The sequence below is a fragment of the Pseudomonas sp. BTN1 genome, from assembly GCF_001907715.1.
Taxonomy (GTDB): domain Bacteria; phylum Pseudomonadota; class Gammaproteobacteria; order Pseudomonadales; family Pseudomonadaceae; genus Aquipseudomonas; species Aquipseudomonas paracarnis.
Window position 1 is genome coordinate 1 of sequence record NZ_MPBM01000062.1, and the last position, 25,418, is coordinate 25,418.

The 25,418-nt window shown below is 61.1% G+C and carries 17 protein-coding genes; 15 read left to right on the forward strand and 2 right to left on the reverse strand.

Annotation, left to right across the window (positions count from 1 at the left end; genetic code table 11):
• The coding region (locus BMH52_RS25500) for a hypothetical protein (RefSeq protein WP_073845438.1) at positions 1-1,812 on the reverse strand (1,812 nt) is incomplete at its 3' end.
• Between the two features lie 108 nt (positions 1,813-1,920).
• Positions 1,921-3,909, reverse strand: coding sequence for a hypothetical protein (locus tag BMH52_RS25505; protein WP_072434627.1), 1,989 nt, complete (start codon positions 3,907-3,909; stop codon positions 1,921-1,923).
• A 196-nt stretch (positions 3,910-4,105) separates the two neighbouring features.
• Here BMH52_RS25505 and BMH52_RS25510 point away from each other — a divergent pair, with 196 nt between their 5' ends.
• From BMH52_RS25510 to BMH52_RS29855, 15 genes are all read left to right on the forward strand, one after another.
• Positions 4,106-5,110: an alpha/beta fold hydrolase gene (locus BMH52_RS25510; RefSeq protein ID WP_371915701.1), complete on the forward strand. Its 1,005-nt coding sequence runs from the start codon at positions 4,106-4,108 to the stop codon at positions 5,108-5,110.
• A 25-nt stretch (positions 5,111-5,135) separates the two neighbouring features.
• Positions 5,136-6,089, forward strand: a complete 954-nt coding sequence (locus BMH52_RS25515) for a D-2-hydroxyacid dehydrogenase family protein (protein ID WP_073845442.1) — start codon at positions 5,136-5,138, stop codon at positions 6,087-6,089.
• A 480-nt stretch (positions 6,090-6,569) separates the two neighbouring features.
• The gene (gene glgA, locus BMH52_RS25520) at positions 6,570-8,126 is read left to right on the forward strand and encodes a glycogen synthase GlgA (RefSeq protein WP_072434630.1); all 1,557 of its coding nucleotides are present in this window, start codon (positions 6,570-6,572) and stop codon (positions 8,124-8,126) included.
• A gap of 31 nt (positions 8,127-8,157) precedes the next feature.
• Positions 8,158-9,903 (forward strand): malto-oligosyltrehalose trehalohydrolase, encoded by a 1,746-nt coding sequence (treZ, locus tag BMH52_RS25525; RefSeq protein WP_072434631.1) that lies wholly within the window; start codon positions 8,158-8,160, stop codon positions 9,901-9,903.
• Entirely contained in the window at positions 9,900-11,984 is a 2,085-nt protein-coding gene (gene malQ / locus BMH52_RS25530; protein ID WP_073845444.1) for a 4-alpha-glucanotransferase, read from the forward strand. The genes treZ and malQ overlap by 4 nt, the downstream gene beginning before the upstream one ends.
• On the forward strand, positions 11,981-14,731 hold the full coding sequence (locus tag BMH52_RS25535; RefSeq protein ID WP_073845446.1) for a malto-oligosyltrehalose synthase: 2,751 nt from the start codon (positions 11,981-11,983) through the stop codon (positions 14,729-14,731). The genes malQ and BMH52_RS25535 overlap by 4 nt, the downstream gene beginning before the upstream one ends.
• A 23-nt stretch (positions 14,732-14,754) precedes the next feature.
• Entirely contained in the window at positions 14,755-15,024 is a 270-nt protein-coding gene (locus BMH52_RS25540; RefSeq protein WP_073845448.1) for a DUF2934 domain-containing protein, read from the forward strand.
• 121 nt (positions 15,025-15,145) lie between these two features.
• Positions 15,146-17,305, forward strand: coding sequence for a glycogen debranching protein GlgX (gene glgX, locus BMH52_RS25545; protein ID WP_014718610.1), 2,160 nt, complete (start codon positions 15,146-15,148; stop codon positions 17,303-17,305).
• Between the two features lies 1 nt (position 17,306).
• The gene (locus BMH52_RS25550; protein WP_073845450.1) at positions 17,307-18,305 is read left to right on the forward strand and encodes an acyl-CoA dehydrogenase family protein; all 999 of its coding nucleotides are present in this window, start codon (positions 17,307-17,309) and stop codon (positions 18,303-18,305) included.
• Positions 18,302-19,060, forward strand: a complete 759-nt coding sequence (locus tag BMH52_RS25555) for a PIG-L deacetylase family protein (protein ID WP_073845452.1) — start codon at positions 18,302-18,304, stop codon at positions 19,058-19,060. Before BMH52_RS25550 ends, BMH52_RS25555 begins: the two co-directional genes overlap by 4 nt.
• The gene (locus BMH52_RS25560; protein ID WP_073845454.1) at positions 19,057-19,656 is read left to right on the forward strand and encodes an SAM-dependent methyltransferase; all 600 of its coding nucleotides are present in this window, start codon (positions 19,057-19,059) and stop codon (positions 19,654-19,656) included. Before BMH52_RS25555 ends, BMH52_RS25560 begins: the two co-directional genes overlap by 4 nt.
• The gene (locus BMH52_RS25565; protein WP_020302308.1) at positions 19,653-20,312 is read left to right on the forward strand and encodes a glycosyltransferase family 2 protein; all 660 of its coding nucleotides are present in this window, start codon (positions 19,653-19,655) and stop codon (positions 20,310-20,312) included. Before BMH52_RS25560 ends, BMH52_RS25565 begins: the two co-directional genes overlap by 4 nt.
• Positions 20,313-20,600: 288 nt before the next feature.
• Positions 20,601-21,362 carry a PIG-L deacetylase family protein gene (locus BMH52_RS25570; protein ID WP_014718615.1) on the forward strand — a complete coding sequence of 254 codons (762 nt, stop codon included), beginning with the start codon at positions 20,601-20,603 and terminating at the stop codon, positions 21,360-21,362.
• Positions 21,363-21,574: 212 nt separating this feature from the next.
• Positions 21,575-23,722, forward strand: coding sequence for a TonB-dependent siderophore receptor (locus BMH52_RS25575; RefSeq protein ID WP_073845456.1), 2,148 nt, complete (start codon positions 21,575-21,577; stop codon positions 23,720-23,722).
• A 183-nt stretch (positions 23,723-23,905) separates the two neighbouring features.
• Positions 23,906-25,393 carry a methyl-accepting chemotaxis protein gene (locus tag BMH52_RS29855; protein WP_072434639.1) on the forward strand — a complete coding sequence of 496 codons (1,488 nt, stop codon included), beginning with the start codon at positions 23,906-23,908 and terminating at the stop codon, positions 25,391-25,393.
• Positions 25,394-25,418 lie beyond the last annotated feature (25 nt).

The window sequence follows — 25,418 nt, forward strand, 5'->3', positions numbered from 1 at the left end:
CTTGGCCTCACAGATGGGAAAACGCTTGATGGAATATAGCTCCACTACGTCACTGCGAACATGCTCGGCCAGTTCAGGCGGTATTTCTCCGGCATCCTCCATCGCCAGCGTAGCACCCCAGACTGAAACGGCCCCGACTGTGCCCCCCTGAGTGGTAATCACACCGTACGCCCCGTTGGTGCAGTACACGTCGCGGATCAAACTGGCCATCAATGTTTGCCGAAGTCCCTGGCTCATGACGGCCCCATGGCTAGGGTAGCCGTGCAGCACGATCGCATGAGTTCTTCCATCGTCGTGACGACTCAACAGAAAGAAACTGACATCGTTGGCATACACGCTGATATTGCCTTCCAGCACAATGGCGCGGGACGAAACGTTAGGGTGGTGCCTCGGCTTTTGCCCTTTGATAGGCGAGCGCTCTGGCTCCCCCGGCACGGCGAGAAGGTCCGTGGGCGATACGTTAGGATCCGCGCTGATCCTGAAGGCCTTCTCTATTTCCCGTTTCACGTTGTTGGGCAGTGGAGCACCACCATAAAGCGCTGCGCCCCACGACTCCGCCTGGCCGGAAGCATTGGCCATCAAGAAAGCCCAACGATTGGCCCTGCAAAGAATGATATTCCCACGAACAGCCAAGTCTGCCGCACCGGCCGACATGGTTCCGCCCTGGCCGGCCGCCCCCCAACTGTAGGCCCGACGAGGGTTTCGAGTGATGGCACAAAATGCGTTCTCGGCGGCAATCAGCGATTCAATGCCGCCCTCCTCAATAATTTTACCGTACTGGGCAACTGGGATGACGCCGCCACCACCGGGGTTCCCCCACGCTACGCAATCACCATTCTTGTCATCAATGGCGCAGAACGACATCGCCGTTGCCACAATCCGAGTGACAAACATTGCGTTGAGTCGTCTCCTGACGTCATCGGGGATGATGCCGCCGTTGTGAGGATGCCCCCAGGCGTAAACCTTACCGCCACTGGTTCGCACGGCAAATGCATCATCTGTCGCATAAATGGCCTCCGGTTGATCCCATACCAGCGCTGATTGAATCTCATCGGGCACAGTGGAAACGGGCCTGCCCACCGGACCGATGGCAGCGATTCGGTTACTGGCACCCTGAGGGTTGCTATAAATGATCGCGAATGCACTTCTTGTACTGTAGACCGACCGTATGCCTTGCAGCGGCGGAAGGGTTGGTGGAATGGTGGGCCCCCACATCAACAACTGGTTGGTACCGCCCAATGGAATGAGCGCCGCGAAACTCACCTCTGAAGAAAACAACTTGATTGCCTTGTTGTTTTTCAGAAAATTCACAATCTCCGGTGGCACCGGCAAACCCCAGCCTGTCTGACCTTCCAGATGAACGTCACCCGTATTAGGCTCGAGCAGCGCAAACACCCCGCCCGTCGAAACGAACAGCCGATCCGCAGGCTCCGGAACGTGAAAGGAAAAGTTGCCGCGCTGCTTCAGGAAGCACCACTCATTTTCATCGTCCGATATATTCTGAAAACCTGAAATTACTTTATAGGTTTCAGAAAATCGCTCCATACCTCGCGTACCGTCAGACGCAACAGGAATGACCGAAAACTGTAAGTACTTACCGCCATCAGCGGCTCTTAGTTTCAGGTCCAATTGGCCTTCTTTTTCAAGTCGTTCGCCATTGAGATGCCAATAAAACTCAGACAATCCCTCTGGGCTGCCACCGTTGTTGCTGTAGAGATAAAACCCCCGCACGGTAGCACTGACATGCACATCACCCAAAATCAGAACCTGGGTTGCTTCCGGTACAGTGTCGGTAGATTCAGTTATTTTCATAATACCCTCCAACTCGGCAGGTTAGGCACGTTGAAAGTCTTAAGACTTGACCGCGTTTGCGCCTACCGTTACAGACTCCAATAGGAGCCTCCTCCAGTCGTTTCGGATTTACGGTTTTGTGGGGTCAAGATGTTCATTCGGAACAAGCACCGTGCCTCCCCAATTGACCCATGTATCATTGCCAAGCCTTGCAGAGAAAGCGCCGTACCGACCAATATTTGGGTTATAGGGTGGCATCTGTTGGATGGAATAGAGCTCTTTAATCTCCGTTCGCAAATGCGGTTGGAGCAGATCAGGTATCTGCCCTGCTTCCTGCTGAGCATTATTGGCGCCGAACGCGACGACGGCCCCGGTGACCCCCCCCTGATTGGTGATCATTGCGTAGGCACCGTTCGTGCAATACACATCGGTGATTTGACTGGCCATCAACACTTGACGGGTCGCTGAAGGCATCGCCCCGCCAAACCCTGCATGGCCCCACGTAATCAAATCAATCGTTACACCACCACTGCCCTTGCTCGACAGAAAAAAACTCGAATCATTCGAGCTCAACGTGACATCGCCCAACTGAGTCACAAGATGGGTCAGACTGACGCGCTGCTTGCCGATGCTATGGCAGACACAGGCGGTGTCAGACGTGTGCGACCGCTGTGGATTTACATTTGCCACCTGCAATTTTTCGAACACAGCCCGCACACGCTCCTTCGCACCGCTGGCTTCAAGCACTTCACCCGCATCTACGACCGTGAACGACTCCTCTGAGTCCGCGGTGCCCTCGGCAGCGGGCGTGTTTCCGCCCATGCCATTGACGCCCCAGGCCGCAATACCGCCGCCATCGTTAACAATGCAAAACGCATATGCCGTACTTGCACACATCACGATGTAGCCGCGTGCGGCCAGTACCCGGGCCTCTTCGCTCATTACTCCACCATAGGGGCCGCCCCAACTCAACGCGGTTGCGCGTCGCTTGGTAATCACGACAAAAGAGTCACGATTGGCGACCACATGTTTTGCACCATCACCATCCAGGATTCTTTCCAAGTCAGCCGAGGAGATTGCACCACCACTGTTGGCCGGGCCCCAAGTTACCAAGGTGCTAACGGTAGGATCACCAATGCGTACCGCACCGATCGCGCAAAAAGCGCCTGCTGTGGCAACAATTCGGGTGACGTTTATCTGATCCAACTCTTTTCGCTTGTTCTGGTCGAAGGTACCTCCCGCTGCTGGGCTCCCCCACGCGTAAACCCGCCCGCTTTCGGTGAGAACCGCGAAAGCCGCCGCAGTACTGTAGATAGCCTTGGGTTGATCAAAGAAAAGAAACTTTTGTATCTCATCAGGTACCCCGCCGCCGTTGGCAACGCTGCCGAACGCACCAATCCTGTTTTTACCCGGCGGCGGATTATCATAAATCCAGGCAATTGCCGACTCATTGCAATACACGTATTTAATATTGCTCAAATCCAAATCATGTGGAATAGGCCCGATATTTCTTCCCCACAGGAGCAGTTGGTTTGCAGTGCCAACCACCGGCACCAACGCAGCAAAATCCCATGCGGTTGAAAACATCCGAGTGGCGGGGTTATTTTTCAGGTACTGAGCTATTTCTGCTGGCGGGATACCACCAGAATCGTTGCGGCCCTTCACAAAGATACTTTGTGTGGTACCACTCATCCACGCAAATGCGCCCGAAGTGGAGTTTACGAGTCGATCATTGGGTTCGTTTCGATACAAGGAAAAAGCACCGTACTGCTTAATGAAACTACTATTGCTTTCCTCTTCCGAAATGTTTTGATAGCCACTGACGATGGTTTTAACTTGCGAATACACTTCAATACCGCTAACCCCGGAAGCGGATACAGGTGTGACTGCAAATCGGACTTGTTGCCCAATCATACCTTGCTTAATAGTGAGGTCGAAATTGTCCGTAAGAGGCCCCGGGGTTTCACCCACATACCAGCGGCACAGTGACCGCCCTTCTTCCGTTTCTCCTCCTGTCGCATTGTATTTATAACTTCCGCGTACCGTGCCTCCGGGCATATTTTCGCCAATGATAGTGACATGGGTTGCGATGGGAACCGATAAAGTAGTTTTGCTCATGGTACTCTTCTCCAACGTTGCTTGACCCCACTAGTTGGCGCGTATTGACATAACCCGTCTACTGTCAGAAGTAACAGGTAAGTGCACCATCCGTCCGATTTCGGTGGCACGCTGCCAAGCGGCGCGCACCGATGATTAATCAAACGTTAATGCAGCAGACTCACCCTCTTCTTTTTATCTTTGGAGAAGCCCCATCGTGAATTTGCACACAGTTTCTCTCACAGGCCTGCTACTCGTTGGCGCAGCGCCGGCATTCGCCGAATCCCCCGCCTATGGTCCTGAACTCCAAGGCTTCCAATACCCCCACCCCCTCCAACACTTCGCCTTCCAATCCCAAGGCAAATCCCTGCAAATGGGCTACATGGACGTCCCCGCCACCGGTACTCCAAACGGTCGCAGCGTGGTGCTGATGCACGGCAAGAACTTCTGCGGCGCCACCTGGGAAGGTTCGATCAAGGCGCTGAGTGACGCCGGTTACCGCGTCATCGCCCCAGACCAGATCGGCTTTTGCACCTCCAGCAAGCCCGACCACTACCAGTACAGCTTCCAGCAACTGGCGACCAACACCCATCAACTGCTGGAAAAGCTCGGCATTCAAAAGGCCACGGTGATCGGCCATTCCACCGGCGGCATGCTCGCCACACGCTATGCGCTGATGTACCCCCAGCAAACCGAACAGTTGGGGCTGGTGAACCCCATTGGGCTGGAAGACTGGAAAGCCCTCGGCGTGCCTTACCAGAGCGTCGACCAGTGGTACCAGCGCGAGCTGAAACTGAGCGCCGACGGTGTACGCAACTATGAGCGAAACACCTATTACGTGGGGCGCTGGAAACCCGAGTACGAGCGCTGGGTAGACATGCTCGCCGGCCTGAACCAAGGCCCGGGGCATCTTCAGGTTGCCTGGAACTCGGCGTTGATTTACGACATGATCTTCACCCAACCGGTGTACTACGAGTTCAAGGACTTGCAGGTGCCCACCCTGCTGCTGATCGGCACCAGCGACACCACCGCCATCGGCAAAGATGTGGCGCCGGCGGCGGTCAAGGCCAAAATTGGTCATTACGAGGTACTGGGCAAGCAGGTGGCCAAGCTAATTCCCCGCGCCACGTTGGTGGAGTTCCCCGGCCTGGGCCATGCGCCCCAGATGGAAGAGCCGGAACAGTTTCATAAAGCCCTGTTGCAGGGGTTGAACGCCCTTTAATTCAACCTTTTCGAGGCCCGCGTGTATGTCGATACAGATCGCAGTATTGGATGACTGGCAAAACGTGGCCAGCGACGTGGTGGATTGGTCGACGCTGGGCAGCGTAGGCAAGGTGCATTTTCTCCACGACTACCCCGCCGATACCGCCACCATGATCGAGCGCTTGAAAGGGTTCGAGGTGATTTGCCTGATGCGCGAACGCTCAACCTTTGACAAAGCCCTGCTGCAAGGGCTGCCCCAGCTCAAATTGCTGGTGACCGGCGGCATGCGTAATGCCGCCATCGACCTTCCCGCAGCCAAGGCTCTGGGCATCCAGGTGTGCGGCACCGACAGCTATAAACACGCCGCACCGGAACTGACCTGGGCCTTGATCATGGCCTCTACACGCAGCCTGCTCGCCGAAGCCAACTCACTGCGTGCGGGCGGATGGCAGGTCGGTCTGGGCGGCGATCTGCATGGCAAGACCTTGGGCATTCTGGGGCTGGGCAGCATTGGCCAGAAAGTCGCAAAGTTCGCCCAGGTCTTTGGTATGCGGGTGATTGCCTGGAGTGAAAACCTCACACCGGAGCGTGCGGCTGAATCGGGCGTGACCTGGGTCAGCAAGCGCGAGCTGTTTGAGCAGGCGGATATTCTGACCATCCACCTGGTGCTCAGCGAGCGCAGCCGTGGCCTGGTGGATGCGCAAGCGTTGGGCTGGATGAAACCCACCGCGCGGCTGGTGAACACCGCACGCGGGCCGATTGTGGATGAGCAGGCGCTGGTGCAAGCGTTACGCAGCGGTCGTCTGGCCGGGGCGGCGCTGGATGTATATGCCCAGGAACCGCTGCCGGCTGACCATCCGTTTCGCCACTTGCCCAATCTACTGGCGACGCCACACGTGGGGTATGTGAGCGAGCAGAATTACCGGCAGTTCTATCAGCAGATGATCGAAGATATCCAAGCCTGGGCCAAGGGTGTGCCCATTCGCGGGCTCACCTGACGCACCACTTTAGTGCGTTATTTCACCCTGTCTTTTGATAGGAGCGAGCTTGCTCGCGAAAAACGCCAACGATAACGCGGTCATTCTGGTTTTACTCGGCGGCCTTTGGTTTTTCGCGAGCAAGCTCGCTCCTACAGAGGCAGGGCGGTATATCGATAAAAGTTTTTTGTCCTACAAAATCGGCTTGAAAACCCAGCAGGCGCAGGGATCTGTCCTAGACTCATGACCGATGGGTCCGTTCCAAAACAAAAACCCCGCAAAAAATCTAAACTTTCGAAACCTGCCGCTGGTCAAGTTTTAGGTAAGGGCGAGCACGCGCGCTTCAGGCCGAATGCCCGCTCATCCAATCTTTTTAAGCCGACGTTGCAACTGGCATACGCCTTGCCAGCTTGTATAGCGCTTGTGTGCCTGGCCGCAGGATGCGGTCACTCGGAGCCGATGGCAGCGGGCCATTAGCCAACCAACAGATGGGAGTGCATTATGATCAGTGCCGCAGTAGATACTCAGGGAGAGCGTTTTAGTCAGCCGGCAGGAGGGCCAAAGTCTTTGGCCGACCTGCCCAACACTGTGCGGCCGGTCGTGAGTCAGAATCCGAATCGAAAGAAAGTCTTGTTTGTCACCTCCGAGTTCGCGGACTTGGTGAAAACCGGTGGCCTGGGCGACGTCTCCGCTGCCCTGCCCCGCGCCATGGCCCACCTGCATGATGTGCGAGTACTGATTCCGGGTTACCCGCAAGTGATGGAAAGCGACAACCCGATTCATATTGTCGGTGAACTGGGCGGCCACGCTGCGTTGCCACCGTGCAAGATCGGACGCATGGACCTCAAGGACGGCCTGGTCATCTACGTGCTGATCTGCCCCGAACTGTATGAGCGTGAAGGCACGCCCTACGGCGCCAACAACGGTCGCGACTGGCCAGACAACCATATCCGCTTCGCCCGTCTGGGCCTGGCCGCCGCCGACATGGCCGCCAACCTCGCGCAAATCCACTGGTGCCCGGACCTGGTGCATGCCCATGACTGGCCTGCGGGCCTGGCTCCGGCGTACATGCACTGGCGTGGGTCGCGCACGCCAACCCTGTTCACCATTCATAACCTGGCCTACCAGGGCGTGGTCAGCCTGGCCTCGACGCCAGAGCTGGGCATTCCGCCCCATGCCCTGCAACAAGAAGGCATGGAGTTCTACGGCAAGATGTCGTTTCTCAAGGCGGGCATGGCGTATTCCAGCCATATCACCACCGTGAGCGCCACCTACGCCCAGGAGATCACCACCCCGGAATTCGGTTGCGGCCTGGATGGATTCCTCGCCAGCAAGACCCAGCAAGGTCTGCTCAGCGGCATTCCCAACGGTATCGACGAAAGCTGGGAGACGTCCACCGACACGCATCTGATCCACAACTTCAATATCGGCGACTGGGAGGGCAAGGCTATCAACGCCGCCCATGTGCGCGAGTTGTTTGAGCTGCAGCCATCCACTGGCCCGCTGTTCGCTGTGGTCTCGCGCCTGGTCTACCAGAAAGGCCTGGACCTGACCGAAGCCGTCGCCAGTTTCATCGTCGAAAACGGCGGCCAGATTGCGATCATCGGCCGTGGCGAGCCGGAAGAAGAACAGGCCATGCGCGAATTGGCACTGCGCTTCCCGGGCCAGGTGGGGGTACGTATCGGCTTCAACGAGACCGATGCGCGCCGCATGTTCGCCGGCAGCGATTTCCTGCTGATGCCGTCACGCTATGAACCCTGCGGCCTGAGCCAGATGTATGCGCAGCGCTTCGGCTCGTTGCCGGTGGCGCGTAACACCGGCGGGCTGGCGGACACCATTGAGGATGGCGTCACCGGCTTCCTGTTCAATGAATCCACCGTGCAAAGCTACGAAGAGGCGCTGCGCCGCGCCTTCAAGGTGTTCGCCTTCCCCGGTCTGCTCAACGCCATGCGCAGCCGTGCCATGACCCAGCCGTTCAACTGGTGCCAGGCCGTGGAACCCTACGCCGAGCTCTATGAACGACTGGTGGCCAAGGCATTGGGAAAATCGAACAAGTAACGACTGGAACAACTAAGGGAGGTCTTCATAGATGCCGTTACGGACTCTGGAAACCTGGCCCCACGGCGCAATCATGCTGGACGCGCACCGCACGCGCTTTGCGTTATGGGCGCCAGACGCATTTTATGTCAGCGTTGAATTGGAACAGGGTAAAACCATCGTCATGCTTCCCCAGGCCGGTGGTTGGTTCGAAGTCGAAGTCGCGTGCCCTGCCGGCACGCTTTACCGCTTTAATATCGATGGCGAAAACACGGTGCCCGACCCCGCTTCCAGGGCCCAGGCGCTGGATGTGCATGGGTGGAGCCGAGTAGTCGACCCCCTCGCCTATGAATGGCGCCACAGCCAGTGGCAGGGTCGCCCGTGGCACACGGCGGTGATCTACGAACTCCACGTCGGCGCCATGGGCGGCTACGCTGCCGTCGAGAAACACCTGCCCCGCCTGGCTGAACTAGGCGTCACCGCAGTTGAATTGATGCCTTTGGCGCAATTCCCCGGCGAACGCAATTGGGGCTATGACGGCGTGCTGCCCTATGCGCCCCACGCCACCTACGGCACTCCCGAGCAACTCAAGCAACTGATCGACAGTGCCCACGGCCACGGTTTGGCCGTGATCCTCGATGTGGTCTACAACCACTTCGGCCCCGACGGCAATTACCTGGGCCAGTACGCCCAGGGGTTCTTCCAGGAGGACGTGCACACCCCCTGGGGCGCTGGTATTGATTTCGAGCGCCGTGAAGTGCGGGATTTCTTCCTCGATAACGCCCTGATGTGGCTGCTCGAATACCGCTTCGACGGCCTGCGCCTGGATGCCGTGCACGCCATTGACAACCCCGGGTTTCTACAGGAACTGGCACAACGGGTACGCCAGCAGGTGGACGGCGGACGCCACGTGTGGCTGATGCTGGAAAACGAACTGAACCAGGCCAGCCTGTTGCAGCACGATTTCGACGCCCAATGGAATGACGACTTTCATAATGTGCTGCACGTACTGCTCACCGGTGAAACCGACGCTTACTACAGCGATTTTGCCGAGCAGCCCACCGCCAAGCTGGCGCGCTGCCTGGCCGAGGGGTTCATCTACCAGGGCGAAACGACACGCCATGGTCATGCACGGGGCGAACCCAGTGCGGAACTGCCCCCCAGCGCCTTCGTCGCATTCCTGCAGAACCACGACCAGGTTGGCAACCGCGCTCTGGGCGAACGCCTGCACCAGTTGTGTTCGCCCCAGGCCCTGAAAGCCGCGACCGCCCTGCTGCTGCTGTGCCCCATGATCCCGATGCTGTTCATGGGCGACGAAGTAAATGCCGCCGAGCCCTTCCTGTTTTTTACCGACCATCATGGCGAACTGGCCGAGGCGGTGCGTGAGGGGCGGCGCAATGAATTTGCCGACTTCGCGGCGTTTCACGACCCCGAGCAACGCCAGCGCATCCCCGACCCCAACGCGCTGCAAACCTTTTTACAGTCGGTGCCCTCCTTCGTCGAGAACGACCACACCCAGCTCTACCGTCACCTGCTGAGCCTGCGTCACACACACGTGGTGCCGCACTTGCCCGGCACGGTGGCCCTGGGCGCGCAGGTGCTGGCTGACCATGCCGTCACCGCGCGCTGGCGTCTGGGCAACGGCCGTGTGCTGCAGATCGACCTGAACCTGAGTGAACAGCCCCTGGATCATCCGGCACCCCACCCGATTATTTTCCAAACGCCTGCCCAGCAAGGTGCGCACTTACCGCCCTTGAGCGCACGCGTTTGCTTATCCCCTGTTGGAGATATTCTTTGAGCGAAGCGAACCTGGAAATTCTCGCCAGCCGCGCAGGCCTGGCCGTCGATTGGATCGATGCCAACGGTCGCCCGCAGCATGTAAAGCCTGACGCCCTGCGCGCTGTGCTCAAAGGCCTTGGGCACCCGGCCGACAGCGATGCCGAGATCGACGCCAGCCTGCAGCAACTTGAGCAGGCGCAGCAAGACACCCACCTGCCGCCGTTGATGACCACCGACAGTGGTGCGGGCCTGGACCTGGCGCGTTATTTCGCCCCCGATACCCCGTGTCGCGTCAGCCTGGAAGGCGGCGAAACCCTGGAGCTGCGCCTGGACGGCGAGGCTGTGCTGCCCGGCGTGATCGCCCTGGGCTACCACCAGGTGCATATCGACGGGCAAACCTTCACCGTGGCCGTCGCTCCCAGCCACTGCTACAGCGTGGCCGACGCGGTCGACAGCCAACCCGCTCGCGCCTGGGGCCTCAGCGCCCAACTCTATGCCTTGCGCCGCCTCGGCGATGGCGGTTTTGGCGACACCCTGGCTCTGGAGCACCTGGTGCGTTCCGCCGCCGAGCGCGGCGCCGACGCTGTGGCGATCAGCCCGATGCACGCGATGTTCAGCGCCGACACCGAGCGTTTCAGCCCTTATTCACCCTCCAGCCGCCTGTTTCTCAACAGCCTGTATGCTTCGCCGGCGTGCATCCTCGGTGAACGTGAGGTGCGCAACGCCATCGAAGCTGCCGGGTTGGCTGACGAGTTGCATGCCCTGGAACAGCTCCCGCTGATCGACTGGCCGGCTGCCGCCAAGGCCAAGCAACGCCTGCTGCGCACACTGTATGAAGACTTCCGCCACGGCGCGCATCCCCAGCATGCCGACTTCCAAAGCTTCCGCCAGACCGGCGGCGAAGCCCTGGAAAACCACTGCCGCTTCGAAGCCATACAGGCCCAGCGTGCTGCCGCCGGTGAGGACCTGGACTGGCGCCAATGGCCCGAAGCCTGGCGCACGCCGCAAAGCCCGGCCCTGGCGCAGTTCGCCGAGGAAAACCGCGACGAAATCGGCTATTTCGCCTTCACCCAATGGCTGATCGCCCGTAGCCTTGAGCGCGCGCAACAAGCCGCCCGTGGCAGCGGCATGGGCATCGGCCTGATCGCCGACCTGGCGGTGGGTGCCGATGGCGGCGGTAGCCAGGCCTGGAGCCGTCAAGACGAACTGCTGGCCGACCTGACCGTGGGCGCGCCACCGGACATTCTCAACCGCGCAGGCCAAGGTTGGGGGATCTCTGCCTTTTCCCCAGAGGGCCTCAAGCGCAATGGCTTTCGCGCCTTTATCGAAATGCTGCGGGCCAACTTCGCCCATGCCGGCGGCTTGCGCATCGACCATGTGATGGGCCTGCAACGCCTGTGGGTGATCCCCCTGGGTGCATCACCCCGCGAAGGCGCCTATTTGTATTACCCGGTGGACGACCTGCTGCGTTTGCTCGCCTTGGAATCGCACCGCCACCAGGCCATCGTCCTCGGTGAAGACCTGGGCACCGTGCCTGAGGGCCTGCGCGAAAAGCTCAGCGCCCGCTCGATCCTGGGTATGCGTGTGCTGCTGTTCGAACAGAACCATGACGGCCAGTTCAAGCCCATCCTCGATTGGCCCGACAACGCCTTGGCCACCACCAGTACCCACGACTTGCCGACCCTCAATGGCTGGTGGCACAGCCGCGATATCGAATGGAATATCCAGCTGGGCCTGATCGATGCGCCCACCGTGGACCAATGGAGCGAACACCGCCTGCGCGAACGCCAGGCACTGCGCCAAGCCTTGAGCCAGGACCCGCAGAACTTCATCGATGAGATCCGCAACGACACCGACCATATGATCGACGCCAGCGTGCGCTACCTGGGCCATACCCGCGCGCCCCTGGTGTTGTTGCCCCTGGAAGATGCTTTGGGCATCGAGGAGCAAGCCAACCTGCCGGGCACCCTCGACACCCACCCCAATTGGCGCCGCCGCTTGCCCGGCGAAGCCGCCAGCCTGCTCGACAATGACAGCGCCGCGCGTCGCCTCGAACTGCTGGCCGTGGCGCGCAACCAAGCCTATGAGCGTGACCGATGAACGCACTGCCCCTGCGCGCCACCCAGCGCCTGCAATTTCATAAAGGTTTTACCCTCGATGACGCGGTGCCACTGGTGCCGTACTTTGCCCAACTGGGCATCAGCCACCTGTATGCTTCACCACTGTTAAGCGCCCGCGCAGGCTCCATGCACGGCTACGATGTGGTAGACCCGACCCGCGTCAACCCAGAGCTGGGTGGCGAAGCGGCGTTGCGTCGCCTGGTCAGCGCGCTGCGTGAGCACGACATGGGCTTGATCCTCGATATCGTCTCCAACCATATGGCCGTGGGCGGCGCGGATAACCCTTGGTGGCTCGACCTGCTGGAGTGGGGCCGCCTGAGCCCCTACAGCGAGTTTTTCGACATCCAGTGGCACTCCCCCGACCCGCTGCTCAAGGGCCAGTTGCTGATGCCCTTCCTCGGCAGCGATTACGGCGAAGCCTTGCAAAACGGCACGCTCCCGCTCAAGTTCGATGCCGCCCAGGGGAGTTTCTACGTCGAGCATTACGAACACCGTTTTCCGATTTGCCCCAGGGACTACGGCCTGATCCTGGGCAACGATGAGTTACTCAAACCGCTGGCCGAACGTTTCGCCGCCCTCGCCTATCAGCACAACGCCTACGCCGAAGCCACCACGCTCAAACAAGCCTTGGCCGAACGCGCCAGCGAGCTGCTACCCGCTATTGAACAACGCCTGGCCGCATTCGACAGTCGCCAGCCCGAGGGCTTCGAGCGCCTGCATCACCTGCTGGAACAACAGACCTATCGCCTGGCCAGTTGGCGCACCGCCGCGGACGACATCAACTGGCGGCGCTTCTTCGACGTCAATGAATTGGGCGGCCTGCGGGTCGAGCGCACGGCGGTGTTCGAAGCCACCCATGGCAAGATTTTCGAGCTGATCAGCGCGGGGCTGGTCGACGGGCTGCGCATCGACCATATCGACGGCCTGGCTGACCCGCGTGGCTATTGCCGCAAATTGCGTCGGCGTGTGGACGCGCTGTCACCCGAGCGCCGCTTGCCGATCTTCGTCGAAAAGATCCTTGGCGAAGGCGAAACTTTGCGTGAAGACTGGCAGGTGGACGGCACTACCGGCTACGAGTTCATGAACCAGTTGTCCTTGCTGCAACACCATCCCGAAGGTTTTGCACCGCTGGCCGAGATGTGGACGCGTCACAGCGAACGGCCTTCAGCCTTCAGCGAAGAAGCGCGGCTGGCGCGCCAGCAGATCCTCAATGGTTCGTTGGGCGGCGACTTCGAAAGCGTGGCCCAGGCCCTGCTGCAAGTGGCCCGCGATGACGTGATGACCCGCGACCTGACCCTGGGCGCCATCCGCCGGGCCCTGCAGGAACTGATTGTGCATTTCCCGGTGTACCGCACCTATATCAGCGCCAAGGGCCGCAGTGCGGCCGACGACAAGGTGTTCCAGCAGGCCATGGAGGGTGCACGCAGTACCCTCAACGAAGGCGACTGGCCGGTGCTCGACCATCTGGAACAATGGTTGGGTGGTCAGCCCTGGCGCAATCGCCCGGTAGGCCGGGCGCGCAAGATGCTCAAGCATGCCTGCGTGCGCTTCCAGCAACTGACCTCGCCCGCCGCCGCCAAGGCTGTGGAAGACACCGCCTTCTATCGTTCGGCGGTGTTGTTGTCGCGCAACGATGTGGGTTTCAGTACCGAGCAATTCAGTGCGCCGTTGGCAGATTTCCATGCGGCCAATCAACAACGCCTGAAGACCTTCCCCGGCAACCTGCTGGCCACCGCCACCCACGACCACAAACGCGGCGAAGACACCCGTGCGCGCCTGGCGGTACTCAGCGAGTGCGCCCCCTGGTATGCCGAACAGGTCGAGCACTGGCGCCGCCTGGCCGAGCCTTTGCGCGAGAGCGCCGAGAGCCCCTCGGCGGGTGATGAGCTGATTCTCTATCAGGTGCTGCTGGGCAGTTGGCCGCTGGAGCCCAACCCCGATCTGGAGGCGTACCAGCAACGCCTGTGGCAGTGGCAGCAAAAAGCCCTGCGCGAGGCCAAGTTGCAGAGCAGTTGGAGCGCGCCCAACGAGGCTTACGAACAGGCGGTGGAAGCGTTCCTCAAGCGCCTGCTGCTCAGTGAGGCGGGTGCGCCGCTGCGCAGTGCGTTGGACAGCGCTGCGCAGGCCATCGCCCCCGCCGGCGCCCTGAATGGGCTGGCGCAAACCTTGCTTCATCTGACCGTGCCGGGTGTGCCGGATATTTACCAGGGCGATGAGTTCTGGGACTTCAGCCTGGTCGACCCGGACAACCGGCGCCCGGTGGACTTCGCTGCGCGGCAACGTGCATTGCAGGCACCACCGGACATCGGCGAACTGTTGTTCAACTGGCGCGACGGGCGTATCAAACAGGCAGTGATCGCCCAGGTACTGGGCCTGCGTAAAGCCTGCTCCGAGCTGCTGCGCCATGGCAGCTATACACCGCTGGAAGTGCTGGGCCAGCACGCGGAACGGGTGGTTGCGTTCTACCGTGAACATCAGGGCAGGCAGTTGCTGGTGGTGGTGCCGCGCTGGTCTTATCCGCTGCTTGAAAACGGGATGTTTCCCCAGATCAATGCCCAGGTTTGGGGCGATACGCGGGTGAAATTACCGTTCGCCGCCCCTGCACAAAACTGGAAGGGACTTTTTCAAACGGGCGTAGTCACACCCAACAAGGAGCTGTTGATCAGCGCTGCCCTGGGGGATCTCCCGGTCAATGTCTTTATCAATCCTGATAATCAAGAAAGCTGAAAATTTTCTGTGAGGAGTTTGTGATGAGTAAAGAAGACAAACGCATTCGCGAACTGGCGCATCAGATCTGGGAGTCTGAAGGCAAGCCCGATGGCGCCCATGATCGCCACTGGGAGATGGCGCGCAAGCTGGCGGAAGCCGAGGCGCTGACGCCGAGCAAGCCTAAACCGGCCGCCAAGCCGAAAACCGCGCCCAAGGCTGCGGCAAAGCCCAAACCTGCTGCGCTTGCCGCCGCCAAACCTGCGGCGAAGAAACCCGCCGCCCCGAAGAAGCCCAAACCGCCCGCCCCATGATTTCCCGGGCCTGCAGCACGCATTACGCGCTGCAGGCCCTTTTCCGTCCAAGCCATGCGCTGAAGCACCGTCAGTACGGCGGCGTTCGGCCCGAAAAAAGACCCCTTGCAGGAGCAACTCGATGAGCAAACCCGACAACACCACAGCGACGCCGGTTCATGAGCCGTCGCGGATCCGTGAAGGTTTGCCCTTCCCCCTCGGCGCCACCTGGGATGGCCTGGGTGTGAATTTTGCGCTGTTTTCCGCCAACGCCACCAAGGTGGAGCTGTGCCTGTTTGACGATACCGGCGAGGTTGAGCTGGAACGCATCGAACTGCCCGAATACACCGATGAAATCTTTCATGGCTACCTGCCCGATGCTCACCCCGGGCTGATTTACGGTTATCGCGTATACGGCCCCTATGACCCGGCCAATGGTCATCGCTTCAACCACAACAAGCTGTTGATCGACCCCTACGCCAAGCAACTGGTGGGAGAACTCAAATGGTCCGAAGCGCTGTTTGGCTACACCATCGGCCACCCGGACGACGACCTCAGTTTCGATGAACGCGACAGTGCGCCCTTCGTGCCCAAGTGCAAGGTCATCGACCCGGCGCACACCTGGGGCAACGACCAACCGGTACGAGTGCCGTGGGACCGCACGATCATCTACGAAACCCACCTGCGCGGCATCAGCATGCGTCATCCTTCGGTCGGCGAGTCGGTGCGGGGGACCTGCGCCGGTTTGATGGAAGATGACGTGCTCAAGCATATCCGTCAGTTGGGCATTTCCTCGGTCGAGCTGTTGCCCGTGCACGCCTTCGTCAACGACCAGCATCTGCTGGAAAAAGGCATGACCAACTATTGGGGCTATAACAGCATTGCGTTCTTCGCCCCTGACCCGCGCTACCTGGCCAGCGGCAAGATCGCCGAGTTCAAGGAGATGGTCGCGCACCTGCATGAGCAGAAGCTGGAAGTGATTCTGGACGTGGTTTACAACCACACCGCCGAAGGCAACGAGCGCGGCCCGACCCTGTCGATGCGCGGCATCGACAACGCCTCCTACTACCGGCTGATGCCCGACGACAAGCGTTTCTACATCAACGATTCCGGCACCGGCAATACCCTGGATCTGAGCCACCCGTGCGTGCTGCAAATGGTCACCGACTCCCTGCGCTACTGGGCCACCGAGATGCACGTGGACGGCTTCCGCTTCGACCTGGCGACCATCCTCGGTCGCTACCGCGACGGGTTCGATGAGCGCCACAGTTTCCTCGTGGCTTGCCGCCAGGACCCGGTGCTGCGCCAGTTGAAACTCATCGCCGAACCCTGGGACTGCGGCCCCGGTGGCTACCAGGTGGGCAACTTCCCACCAGGCTGGGTGGAATGGAACGACCGCTTCCGCGACACCGTGCGTGCGTTCTGGAAAGGCGACGATGGCCAACTCGCCGATTTCGCCGGGCGCATGACCGCCTCGGGCGAGATGTTCAACCACCGCGGGCGCAGGCCATACAGCTCGGTGAACTTCATCACCGCCCACGACGGCTTCACCCTGCACGACCTGGTGTCGTACAACGACAAACACAATGAGGCCAACGACGAAAACAACCAGGACGGCAGCAATAACAACCTGTCCTGGAACCACGGTGTCGAAGGCCCTACCGACGACCCGGAGATCAACGCGCTGCGCCTGCGCCAGATGCGCAACTTCTTCGCCACTTTGCTGCTGGCCCAGGGCACGCCAATGATCGTCGCCGGGGACGAGTTCGCTCGCACTCAACACGGCAACAACAATGCCTATTGCCAGGACAGCGAGATCGGCTGGGTCAACTGGGACCTGGACGATGACGGCAAGGCCCTGCTCAAGTTCGTCAAGCGCCTGATCAAGCTGCGCCTGGCGTACCCGATCCTGCGGCGCGGGCGTTTCCTGGTGGGCGACTACAACGAAGACATCGGCGTGAAGGACGTCACCTGGCTCGCGCCGGATGGCAACGAAATGACCACCGAGCAATGGGAAGACAGCCAGGGCCGCTGCCTGGGCATGCTGATGGATGGCCGCGCCCAGGAAACCGGGATTCGTCGTGCCGGGGCCGACGCCACGCTGCTGCTGGTGGTCAACGCCCATCACGACCAGGTCAATTTCCGCCTGCCGCCGGTGCCGGAGGGCGAGTTCTGGACGTGCCTGCTCGACACCAACGACCCGGCTGTGCGTGGCCAGGAACGCTTTGATTTCGAGCATGAGTACGCGGTCACCGCTCGCTCGCTGCTGCTGTTTGAACTGCAGCACGAAGGCGAGGTGTGAAATGGCGTTGCACGGTTTCCTCCAGGGCTACCGGGGCTATGCCGACACGCAAGCCCTGGGTAATGCCCTGAGGGCCCTTCAAGAAGAAGGCCTTGATCAACTGCCGTTGCCGGGCAGCGGCCAGACCCTGTCCCGCTTGAGCCAACTGGCCCAGGTGGCCGGGCATGACTTGCGCCTGTGCAAGTTGTTCGAAGGCCATACCGATGCCCTGGCGATCATTGCAGAACTCGACAGCCCCTTGCCGCCGCTGGGCAGCACCTGGGGCATGTGGGCGGCCGAGCCGCCGACTGCCAAGGTGCGCGTGCGTCGCGACGGCCAGCGGCTGCTCGTCGAGGGGCGCAAGGCCTGGTGTTCCGGTGCGGCGGTGGTCAGCCATGGTTTGCTGACGGCCTGGGACGAAGAGGACCGCCAGCAGTTGGTGGCCGTGGCGATGGATCAACCGGGCATCACGGTGACGGATGAGGGTTGGAAGGCGGTGGGCATGGCGGCGACCGGTAGCGTCGACATCCTGTTCAGCGCCGCCAGGGGAATTGCCGTGGGCGGCCCGGGGGACTATCTGTCCCGTCCGGGCTTCTGGCACGGTGGGATCGGCATTGCCGCGTGCTGGTACGGCGCGGCGCAACGCCTGGGTGAAGCGCTGCGCGCCCAGTGCGCCACACGTGCAGAGCCCCATGCGCTGGCCCACCTCGGCGCGGTCGACAGCGCCTTGAACAGCGCCGCCTGCGTGTTACGCGCCAGCGCCGCGCAGATCGACCGCGAGCCACGCGCCGATGCGCGGCAACTGGCGCAACAGACGCGTGCGTGTATCGAGGACACCGTCGAGCAAGTGATCCAGCATGTGGGCCGTGGGGTCGGCGCCGGGCCGTATTGCAAGGACCCGCACTTTGCCCAGTTGATGGCGGATTTGCCGGTGTATGTGCGGCAAAGCCATGCCGAACGCGACTTGGCCGCCCTCGGCGAACAGGTCGCCGGCGAGCCCACAGGGAGTTGGGCGCTATGAAGCCCAATCCGATTGTTGGCCAGGGCACACCGCTGAGCCACTGGCAAAACAGCGCACGATTGGCCGAGTTGCCGCACATCAGTGTGGCGCAGTTGGTGCCGCCAGGGCATCGAGCGGTGATCGTCGCCCCGCACCCGGATGATGAAGTGCTGGGCAGCGGCGGCTTGCTGCAAGGGTTGGCTGCGCTGGATCGCCCTATCCAGCTGATCTCCGTCACCGATGGCAGCGCCAGCCACCCGGGCTCCCGGCGCTGGCCGGTGGAGCGTCTGAGTGTGGTGCGTCCGCAGGAATCGGCGCAGGCCTTGCACCGCCTTGGCTTGCCGCTGCACAGTTTGAAATGGCTGCGCGGCGGGTTTGCCGACAGCCATGTGGCCGAGCGCGAAACCCAGCTCTGCGAATTTATCCAGCGCCACCTCAAGCCTAACGATGTGGTGTTCGCCACGTGGTGCGAGGATGGGCATTGCGACCATGAGGCCGTGGGCCGCGCCAGCGCCAAGGCAACCAAGGCCGTCGGCGCAGTGTTGTGTGAGCTACCGGTGTGGACCTGGCACTGGGCCACCGCCGAAGACCACAAGGTGCCCTGGCATCGGGCGCGCAAGATCCCGCTGACCGCCGAGCAAGTGGCACGCAAACGCCATGCGATCCACGCCTTTGCCAGCCAGTTGGATGGCGACCCGCAAATCGGCCTGCCACCGGTGCTGGCGCCCTATGTGGTGGAGCGCTTGCTGCAACCTTTTGAGATGGTATTCGTATGAGTGTGGCAACCCCCTACTTCGACCAGTTGTTTGCCGGCAATGACGACCCTTGGGCTTTTCGTCAGCGCTGGTACGAACAACGCAAGCGCGCCCTGACCTTGGCCGTGCTGACGCGGCTGCGCTATGTGTCGATATTCGAGCCGGGTTGTGCCAACGGCGAACTGAGTGCCGAGCTGGCGCCGCGTTGCGACCGCCTGCTGTGTTGCGACACCGCCACCGCTGCGGTGCGTCTGGCACAGGCGCGGCTGGAGCATTTTCCTCATGCCCGCGTGGAGCAGCGTCGCCTGCCAGAACAATGGCCCGGCGGGCAATTCGAACTGATCGTATTGAGTGAGCTTTGTTATTACCTTGATGTCGATGATTTTAATCGTCTGATCGATTGCGCCCTCGCCGCCTTGACCGCTGACGGGCAAATTCTGGCCTGTCATTGGCGAGTGCCCATTGACGGTTGCCCGCAAACCGCCGAACAGGTGCACGCCGTGCTCCAACAGCGTCTGGGTGTAGCACCGTTGGTGCAGTACCAGGACCCGGATTTCCTGCTCAACCTGTGGAGCCTCGATGGCACCTCGGTCGCTCGCCACGAGGGTTTACGATGATCGGTATTCTGATCCCGGCACATAACGAAGAAGCCCTATTGGATGATTGCCTGAGAGCTGCGCGGATCGCCGCCAACCACCCGGGCTTGCTGGGTGAAGCGGTACAGATTCTGGTAGTACTCGACAGTTGCAGCGATGCCAGCGCGGCGATTGCCCAGGCCCACGAGGTGCATTGCCTGCACGTGCAGGCCCGCAACGTCGGGCACGCCCGCGGCGTGGGTGCAGGGTACTTGCTGGAGCAAGGCGCGCGGTGGATTTCCTGCACCGACGCCGACAGCCGTGTCGCCCCTGACTGGTTGGTGGCCCAACTGGCCCAAGGTTGCGACGCGGTGTGCGGCACAGTCACCGTGGACGCCTGGAGCGAAGGCTTCGACCCGGCCGCGCAGATTCGCTATCAGCAGGCCTACCAGGCCCGCGACGGGCATCGGCATATCCACGGTGCCAACCTGGGCGTGAGTGCCCGCGCCTACGTAGAGGCCGGTGGGTTTGAACCGCTGGAATGCCACGAGGATGTACAACTGGTACGTGAATTGGAGCGTTGCGGTGCCTCCATTGCCTGGAGCCATGCACCGCAAGTGGTGACCAGTGCGCGACTGGATTGCCGGGCTGAGGGTGGGTTCGGTGATTACTTGAAGAGCTTGATGCGGGCTGGGTAAAAACAAAATCGCAGGCAAGCCAGCTCCCACAGGGATCCGTGCCAGGCGCAGATATTGTGGGCAACATAGCCCCCTGTGGGAGCTGGCTTGCCTGCGATGACGTCAGCCCAGCAAACATCGCATCAAAGTTGTGCAGATACCCATGCCTGTCTATGCTCCTAACGCCTTGCATGGCATTCCTGGATTGGCATGCTGCGCACTCACCCAGCGGAGCCTGCGGTGAAGACAAGAGCGTCGTCCCGTCAACGGAGCACGACCCGGTATCAACCGACAAGGATGTGACACCCCATGAAGCCTGCCTCCTTAAGCGAAGGCCGTCGCGGCCCCGCGCAAATCTGGAACACTGCGCCGCAGTTGGCGCAAACCCCCATCATCTCCCTGAACACCCTGGTACCGCCCGGCGCTCGCGTCGTGGTAATCGCACCCCATCCTGGCGATGAAGTGCTGGCGTGCGGCGGTTTGCTGCAACTGCTCAGCACCCACGAGCATCCGCTGCAATTGATCTCCATCACCGACGGCAGCGCCAGCCATCCCGGCTCTCAAGTATGGCCGGCCAGCCGTTTGAGCGTGGTGCGCCCCCAGGAAAGCGCCGAGGCCCTGCGCCGACTGGGCATGCCCTTGCACAGCCTGAAATGGATTCGTGGCGGGTTTTGTGACGACGCCCTGGCCGCCCGTGAATCGCCGATGAGCCAATTCATCGCGCGCTACCTGCAACCCGGCGACGTGGTGTTTACCACCTGGCGCAACGACGGCAATGACGACCACGATGCCGTCGGCCGCGCGAGTGCCAGGGCGTGCAGCCTAGTAGGTGCCCAACTGTATGAACTGCCGATCTGGGCTTGGCATTGGCCGGCCCGGGAAAGCGCGGTAATGCCCTGGCAGCGTGCACGCAAGGTCCGCCTGGATACCTGGACCGTCGCGCGCAAGCTGCACGCCGCCCACGCCTACGCCAGCCAATTGGTGGGTGACCCGCAGATCGGCTTACCACCGATGCTCGCGCAGATATTGCTGGAGCGCATGCGCGAGCCCTACGAAATCCTGTTCACCTGAACACTACCCTGTAGGAGCGAGCTTGCTCGCGAAAAACCTCAACGATAACGCGGGCTTACTGAATTAACGCGGCGCCTGCGCGTCTTTCACGAGCAATCGCGCTCCTACAAACGTTGGGCTTTTCCCTACAGACTCAATCTGCCAAACTGATGCGAATAATTATCAACAGATTTACTATTCGCCACGGAAGGCACTTGGGGAGCCCTACTTTCATGTTTGTGCAACAACACGGCGGCAACGTTTTTACACCCAGTCTGATGGCAATCACTATCGCTTTAGCAACCTCCAATGCGGCCATTGCCGCCGACGCACCGGCCACCATCGAGCTGGGCGCTACCGAGGTTTCGGGCCAACAGCTTGGCGCAACCACCGAAGGCAGCGAGTCGTACACCACCGGCTCGATGAAGACCGCAACCAAACTGCCGCTGACCCTGCGCGAAACCCCGCAGGCCGTCACCGTGATCACGCGCCAGCGCATGGATGACCAGGCCATGACCAGCATCAACGACGTGGTCAACGCCACGCCGGGGCTGTTCCTCAATTACTCCAACGGCCCTGGGCGACAAGGCTTTACCGCACGCGGTTTCGATATCGACAACCTCATGTATGACGGTATTCCCAGCGGCTACAACGGTGCGTCGGTAGGCGCCCAGCCGAACCTGGCGATGTTCGACCGCGTCGAAGTGGTGCGCGGCGCTACCGGCCTGGTGACCGGCGCAGGCAACCCTTCGGCCGCCATCAACCTGATCCGCAAGCGGCCACTGGATAAGCAGAAAGTCACGCTCACCGGCGCCGTCGGCAGCTGGGACGACTACCGTGGCGAGTTCGACGCCTCCAGCCCACTCAATGACAGTAGCACCTGGCGTGGCCGTGTCGTCACCTCTTACCGCGATGCCAACAGTTTTATCGACAAGGCCGAGCAGGATCATGGCCTTTTCTATGCCGTCACCGAAGCCGACCTGAGCGAAGACACCACCCTGACCCTCGGTTACTCGAACCAGAAGGACAAGACCAACTACTTCTGGGGCGCTTCGATGGTCGGCCTGGATGGACGCCACCTGGGCCTGTCGCGCTCTTACAACCCAGGCACCGACTGGGAAAACAAGGACCAGGAAATCAACACCGTGTTCGCCGAGCTGCGCCAGCGCCTGGCCAACGACTGGAGCCTGCAGGTCAACGCCAACTACGCCGAACAGAACGCCTTGTTCTCCGGCTCCTACCAATCGCGCTGGACCAACGACACCCTGGCCCGCACGGTGTACCAGGCCACCTACGATGAAAACCAGGCCGGGCTCGACGCCTTTGCCAGCGGCCCCTTCGAGGCGTTCGGCCGCACCCATGAACTAGTGGTGGGCGCCAGCAAGCGCATCTACGACATGACCACCCACAACTACAGCCCCTACGACCTCAACTGGCCGATCAATGCGGGCAAACCGAACTTCACCCGCACCAACAACGTTCGCGAAGTCACCACCCAGGACGGTTTCTACCTGACCAGCCGCCTGAGCCTGGCCGACCCGCTGAAGCTGATCCTCGGCGCTCGCCTGGACTGGTATGACTACGACAACCGTGATGCCGCTGGCGACTACAAGGTCACCCGCAACCTCACCCGCTACGCCGGCCTGATCTACGATCTGGACGACCAGCATTCGGTTTATGTGAGCTACAGCGACATCTTCACGCCGCAAAAAGACAAGAGCACAGCCGGCACTCCGCTCAAACCCATCGTCGGTAAAAATTATGAGGTGGGCGTCAAAGGCGAATACTTCGGTGGCACGTTGAATGCCAGCGTAGCGCTGTTCCGTGTCGACCAGGAAAACCGCGCCGTGGCCGTGGTGGTGCCCAACTGCCCGCAGGCGTCCTGTGCCGAGGCCTCGGGCGAAATCCGCAGCCAGGGTATCGACTTCGAACTGCAAGGCGCCTTGACCGAAAACTGGCAGGTCGGCGGCGGCTATACCTATGCGCGCACCCACACCATCAAGGACGACGCCAACCCGCAGAAGGTCAACAAACAGTTCGATACCGACATCCCGGAACATCTGTTCAAAGTGACCACCCGCTATAACTTCCAGGGCCCGCTGGAAAAACTCCGCGTCGGCGGCAATATCTCCTGGCAGAGCCGCATGTACAACGACATCAAGCTAGCGGATGGCAGCAACTACCGGCTCCAGCAAGGCGGCTACGCCGTCACTGACTTGATGGCAGGCTACCGGGTCAATCAGCACCTGGATTTGCAACTCAACGCCAACAACATCTTTGATCGCCACTACTACCAGTCCATCTCCAACTCAGTGACTTATGGCGGCGACTCCTATGGCAGCCCCCGCAACATGATGTTGACTGCCAAGTACAGTTTCTGAGCCTCATGCCCACCTCGGCTGCCCGCTCGGGCAGCCGTTCTTAAAGTCCCGCGCCCGCGCGCCGATAACGCGTGGGTAACCGGCAACAATCCTGAACATCTGCTTCACTCCACAGCGGCGCGCCTGTATGGCACACCGCGTGCTTGCTTGACCTCGACGCCCCCTCTCATGGAGTAAGAGTGAATGCCCGTCCGTTTTCTCGAGCACTATCGCAAGGCCGACCGCATCATGCTGGCATTGATCTGGCTGATGTGCCTGTTCTCCCTCGGCCTGGCGTTCTGGCACGACACCCTCATGCAGGCCGTGATCGTCGGTGGCGGCACCGGCGTGGTGCTCACGGCGCTGTATCGCGTCATTGGCGGCACCCGGGTGATGCGCTGTGCACTGGGCGCCGGCTTGATGGTGATGGCGGCGTTGCACATCAACCAGGCACACGGGGTGATCGAATCCCACTTCGGTATTTTCGCGCTGTTGGCGGTGCTGACCTTCTACCGTGACTGGCTGCCGATCCTGGTGGCGGCACTGACCATCGCGGTGCATCACGTGGTGTTCCATGCCTTGCAACACCAGGGCTTGCCGGTGTTTGTGATGGAGCATCACGGCGGCTGGACCATGGTATTCGTTCACGCCTTCTATGTGGCGATGGAGACCGTTGCCCTGCTCTACCTGGCCGTTCATAGCCAGGCCGAAGCGGTGGAGAGCCAGGAAATGCTTGAGAAAATGCTCGCCGTCACCTCGCAGTTCACCGTGGAAACCGCCCAAGGTGAAGGCAAGGCCCACGTATCCCTCGCCAAGCGGTTCGACCACTTCCTGCAGCAACTCACCCACCTGATCGACGGCGTCGCTCGCGACTCCCATGGCCTGGGCCAGCTCGGCCAGGAACTGGCCAGCGCCAGCGGCACCCTGGAAAAAGGCGCACGGCATCAACTGGCGCAGATCGGCGAAATGACCGGTTCGATGCAGCGCATGGAAGACGCCATGGGCCACATTACGGTGCAGGTCGAACAGGCAGTGGAACATGCAGGCCAGGCCAGCCAGCAGATTGTGCGCGGCCAGGAAAGCGTCGGCCGCGCCCAGCATGAAATCAGCCAACTGGCTTCGCGTATCAACGGCACGGAGTCGACCGTGGAATCCCTGGCGGTGCAGGCAGAGCAAATCGGCTCGGTGCTGGAAGTGATCAGCAGCATCGCCAACCAGACCAACCTGCTGGCCCTCAACGCCGCCATTGAGGCCGCCCGCGCCGGCGAGCAAGGTCGTGGCTTTGCCGTGGTGGCCGATGAAGTGCGCAGCCTGGCCCAGCGCACCGCCCTCTCCACCCAGGAAATCAAGAGCATCATCGAGGGCCTGCAACACGGCAGCCGCCAAGCCGTCGAAGCCATGCACGCCAGCCGCGAAGGCGTAGAGCGCTGCGTGGCAGACAGCCAAGAGGCGGTGGACATGCTACGGGCGGTGGGCGAGGACATCGCGCACATCGACCAACTCAACGGCCACATCGTCACCACCACCCGCGAGCAGACCTCGGCCAACCTGGAGATCGTCGAGCGCTTGCAGTCGGTGCAAAGCATCGCCCAGAACACCGCCGACGACGTCGAGACACTCGCCCGCAGCAGCGAACGCCTGCCACCGATCGCGGTGCGGCTGGATGCGTTGGGGCGCAGGTTTCATCCTTGAGCGCGTGGGAAATGTGCAGGCCCGG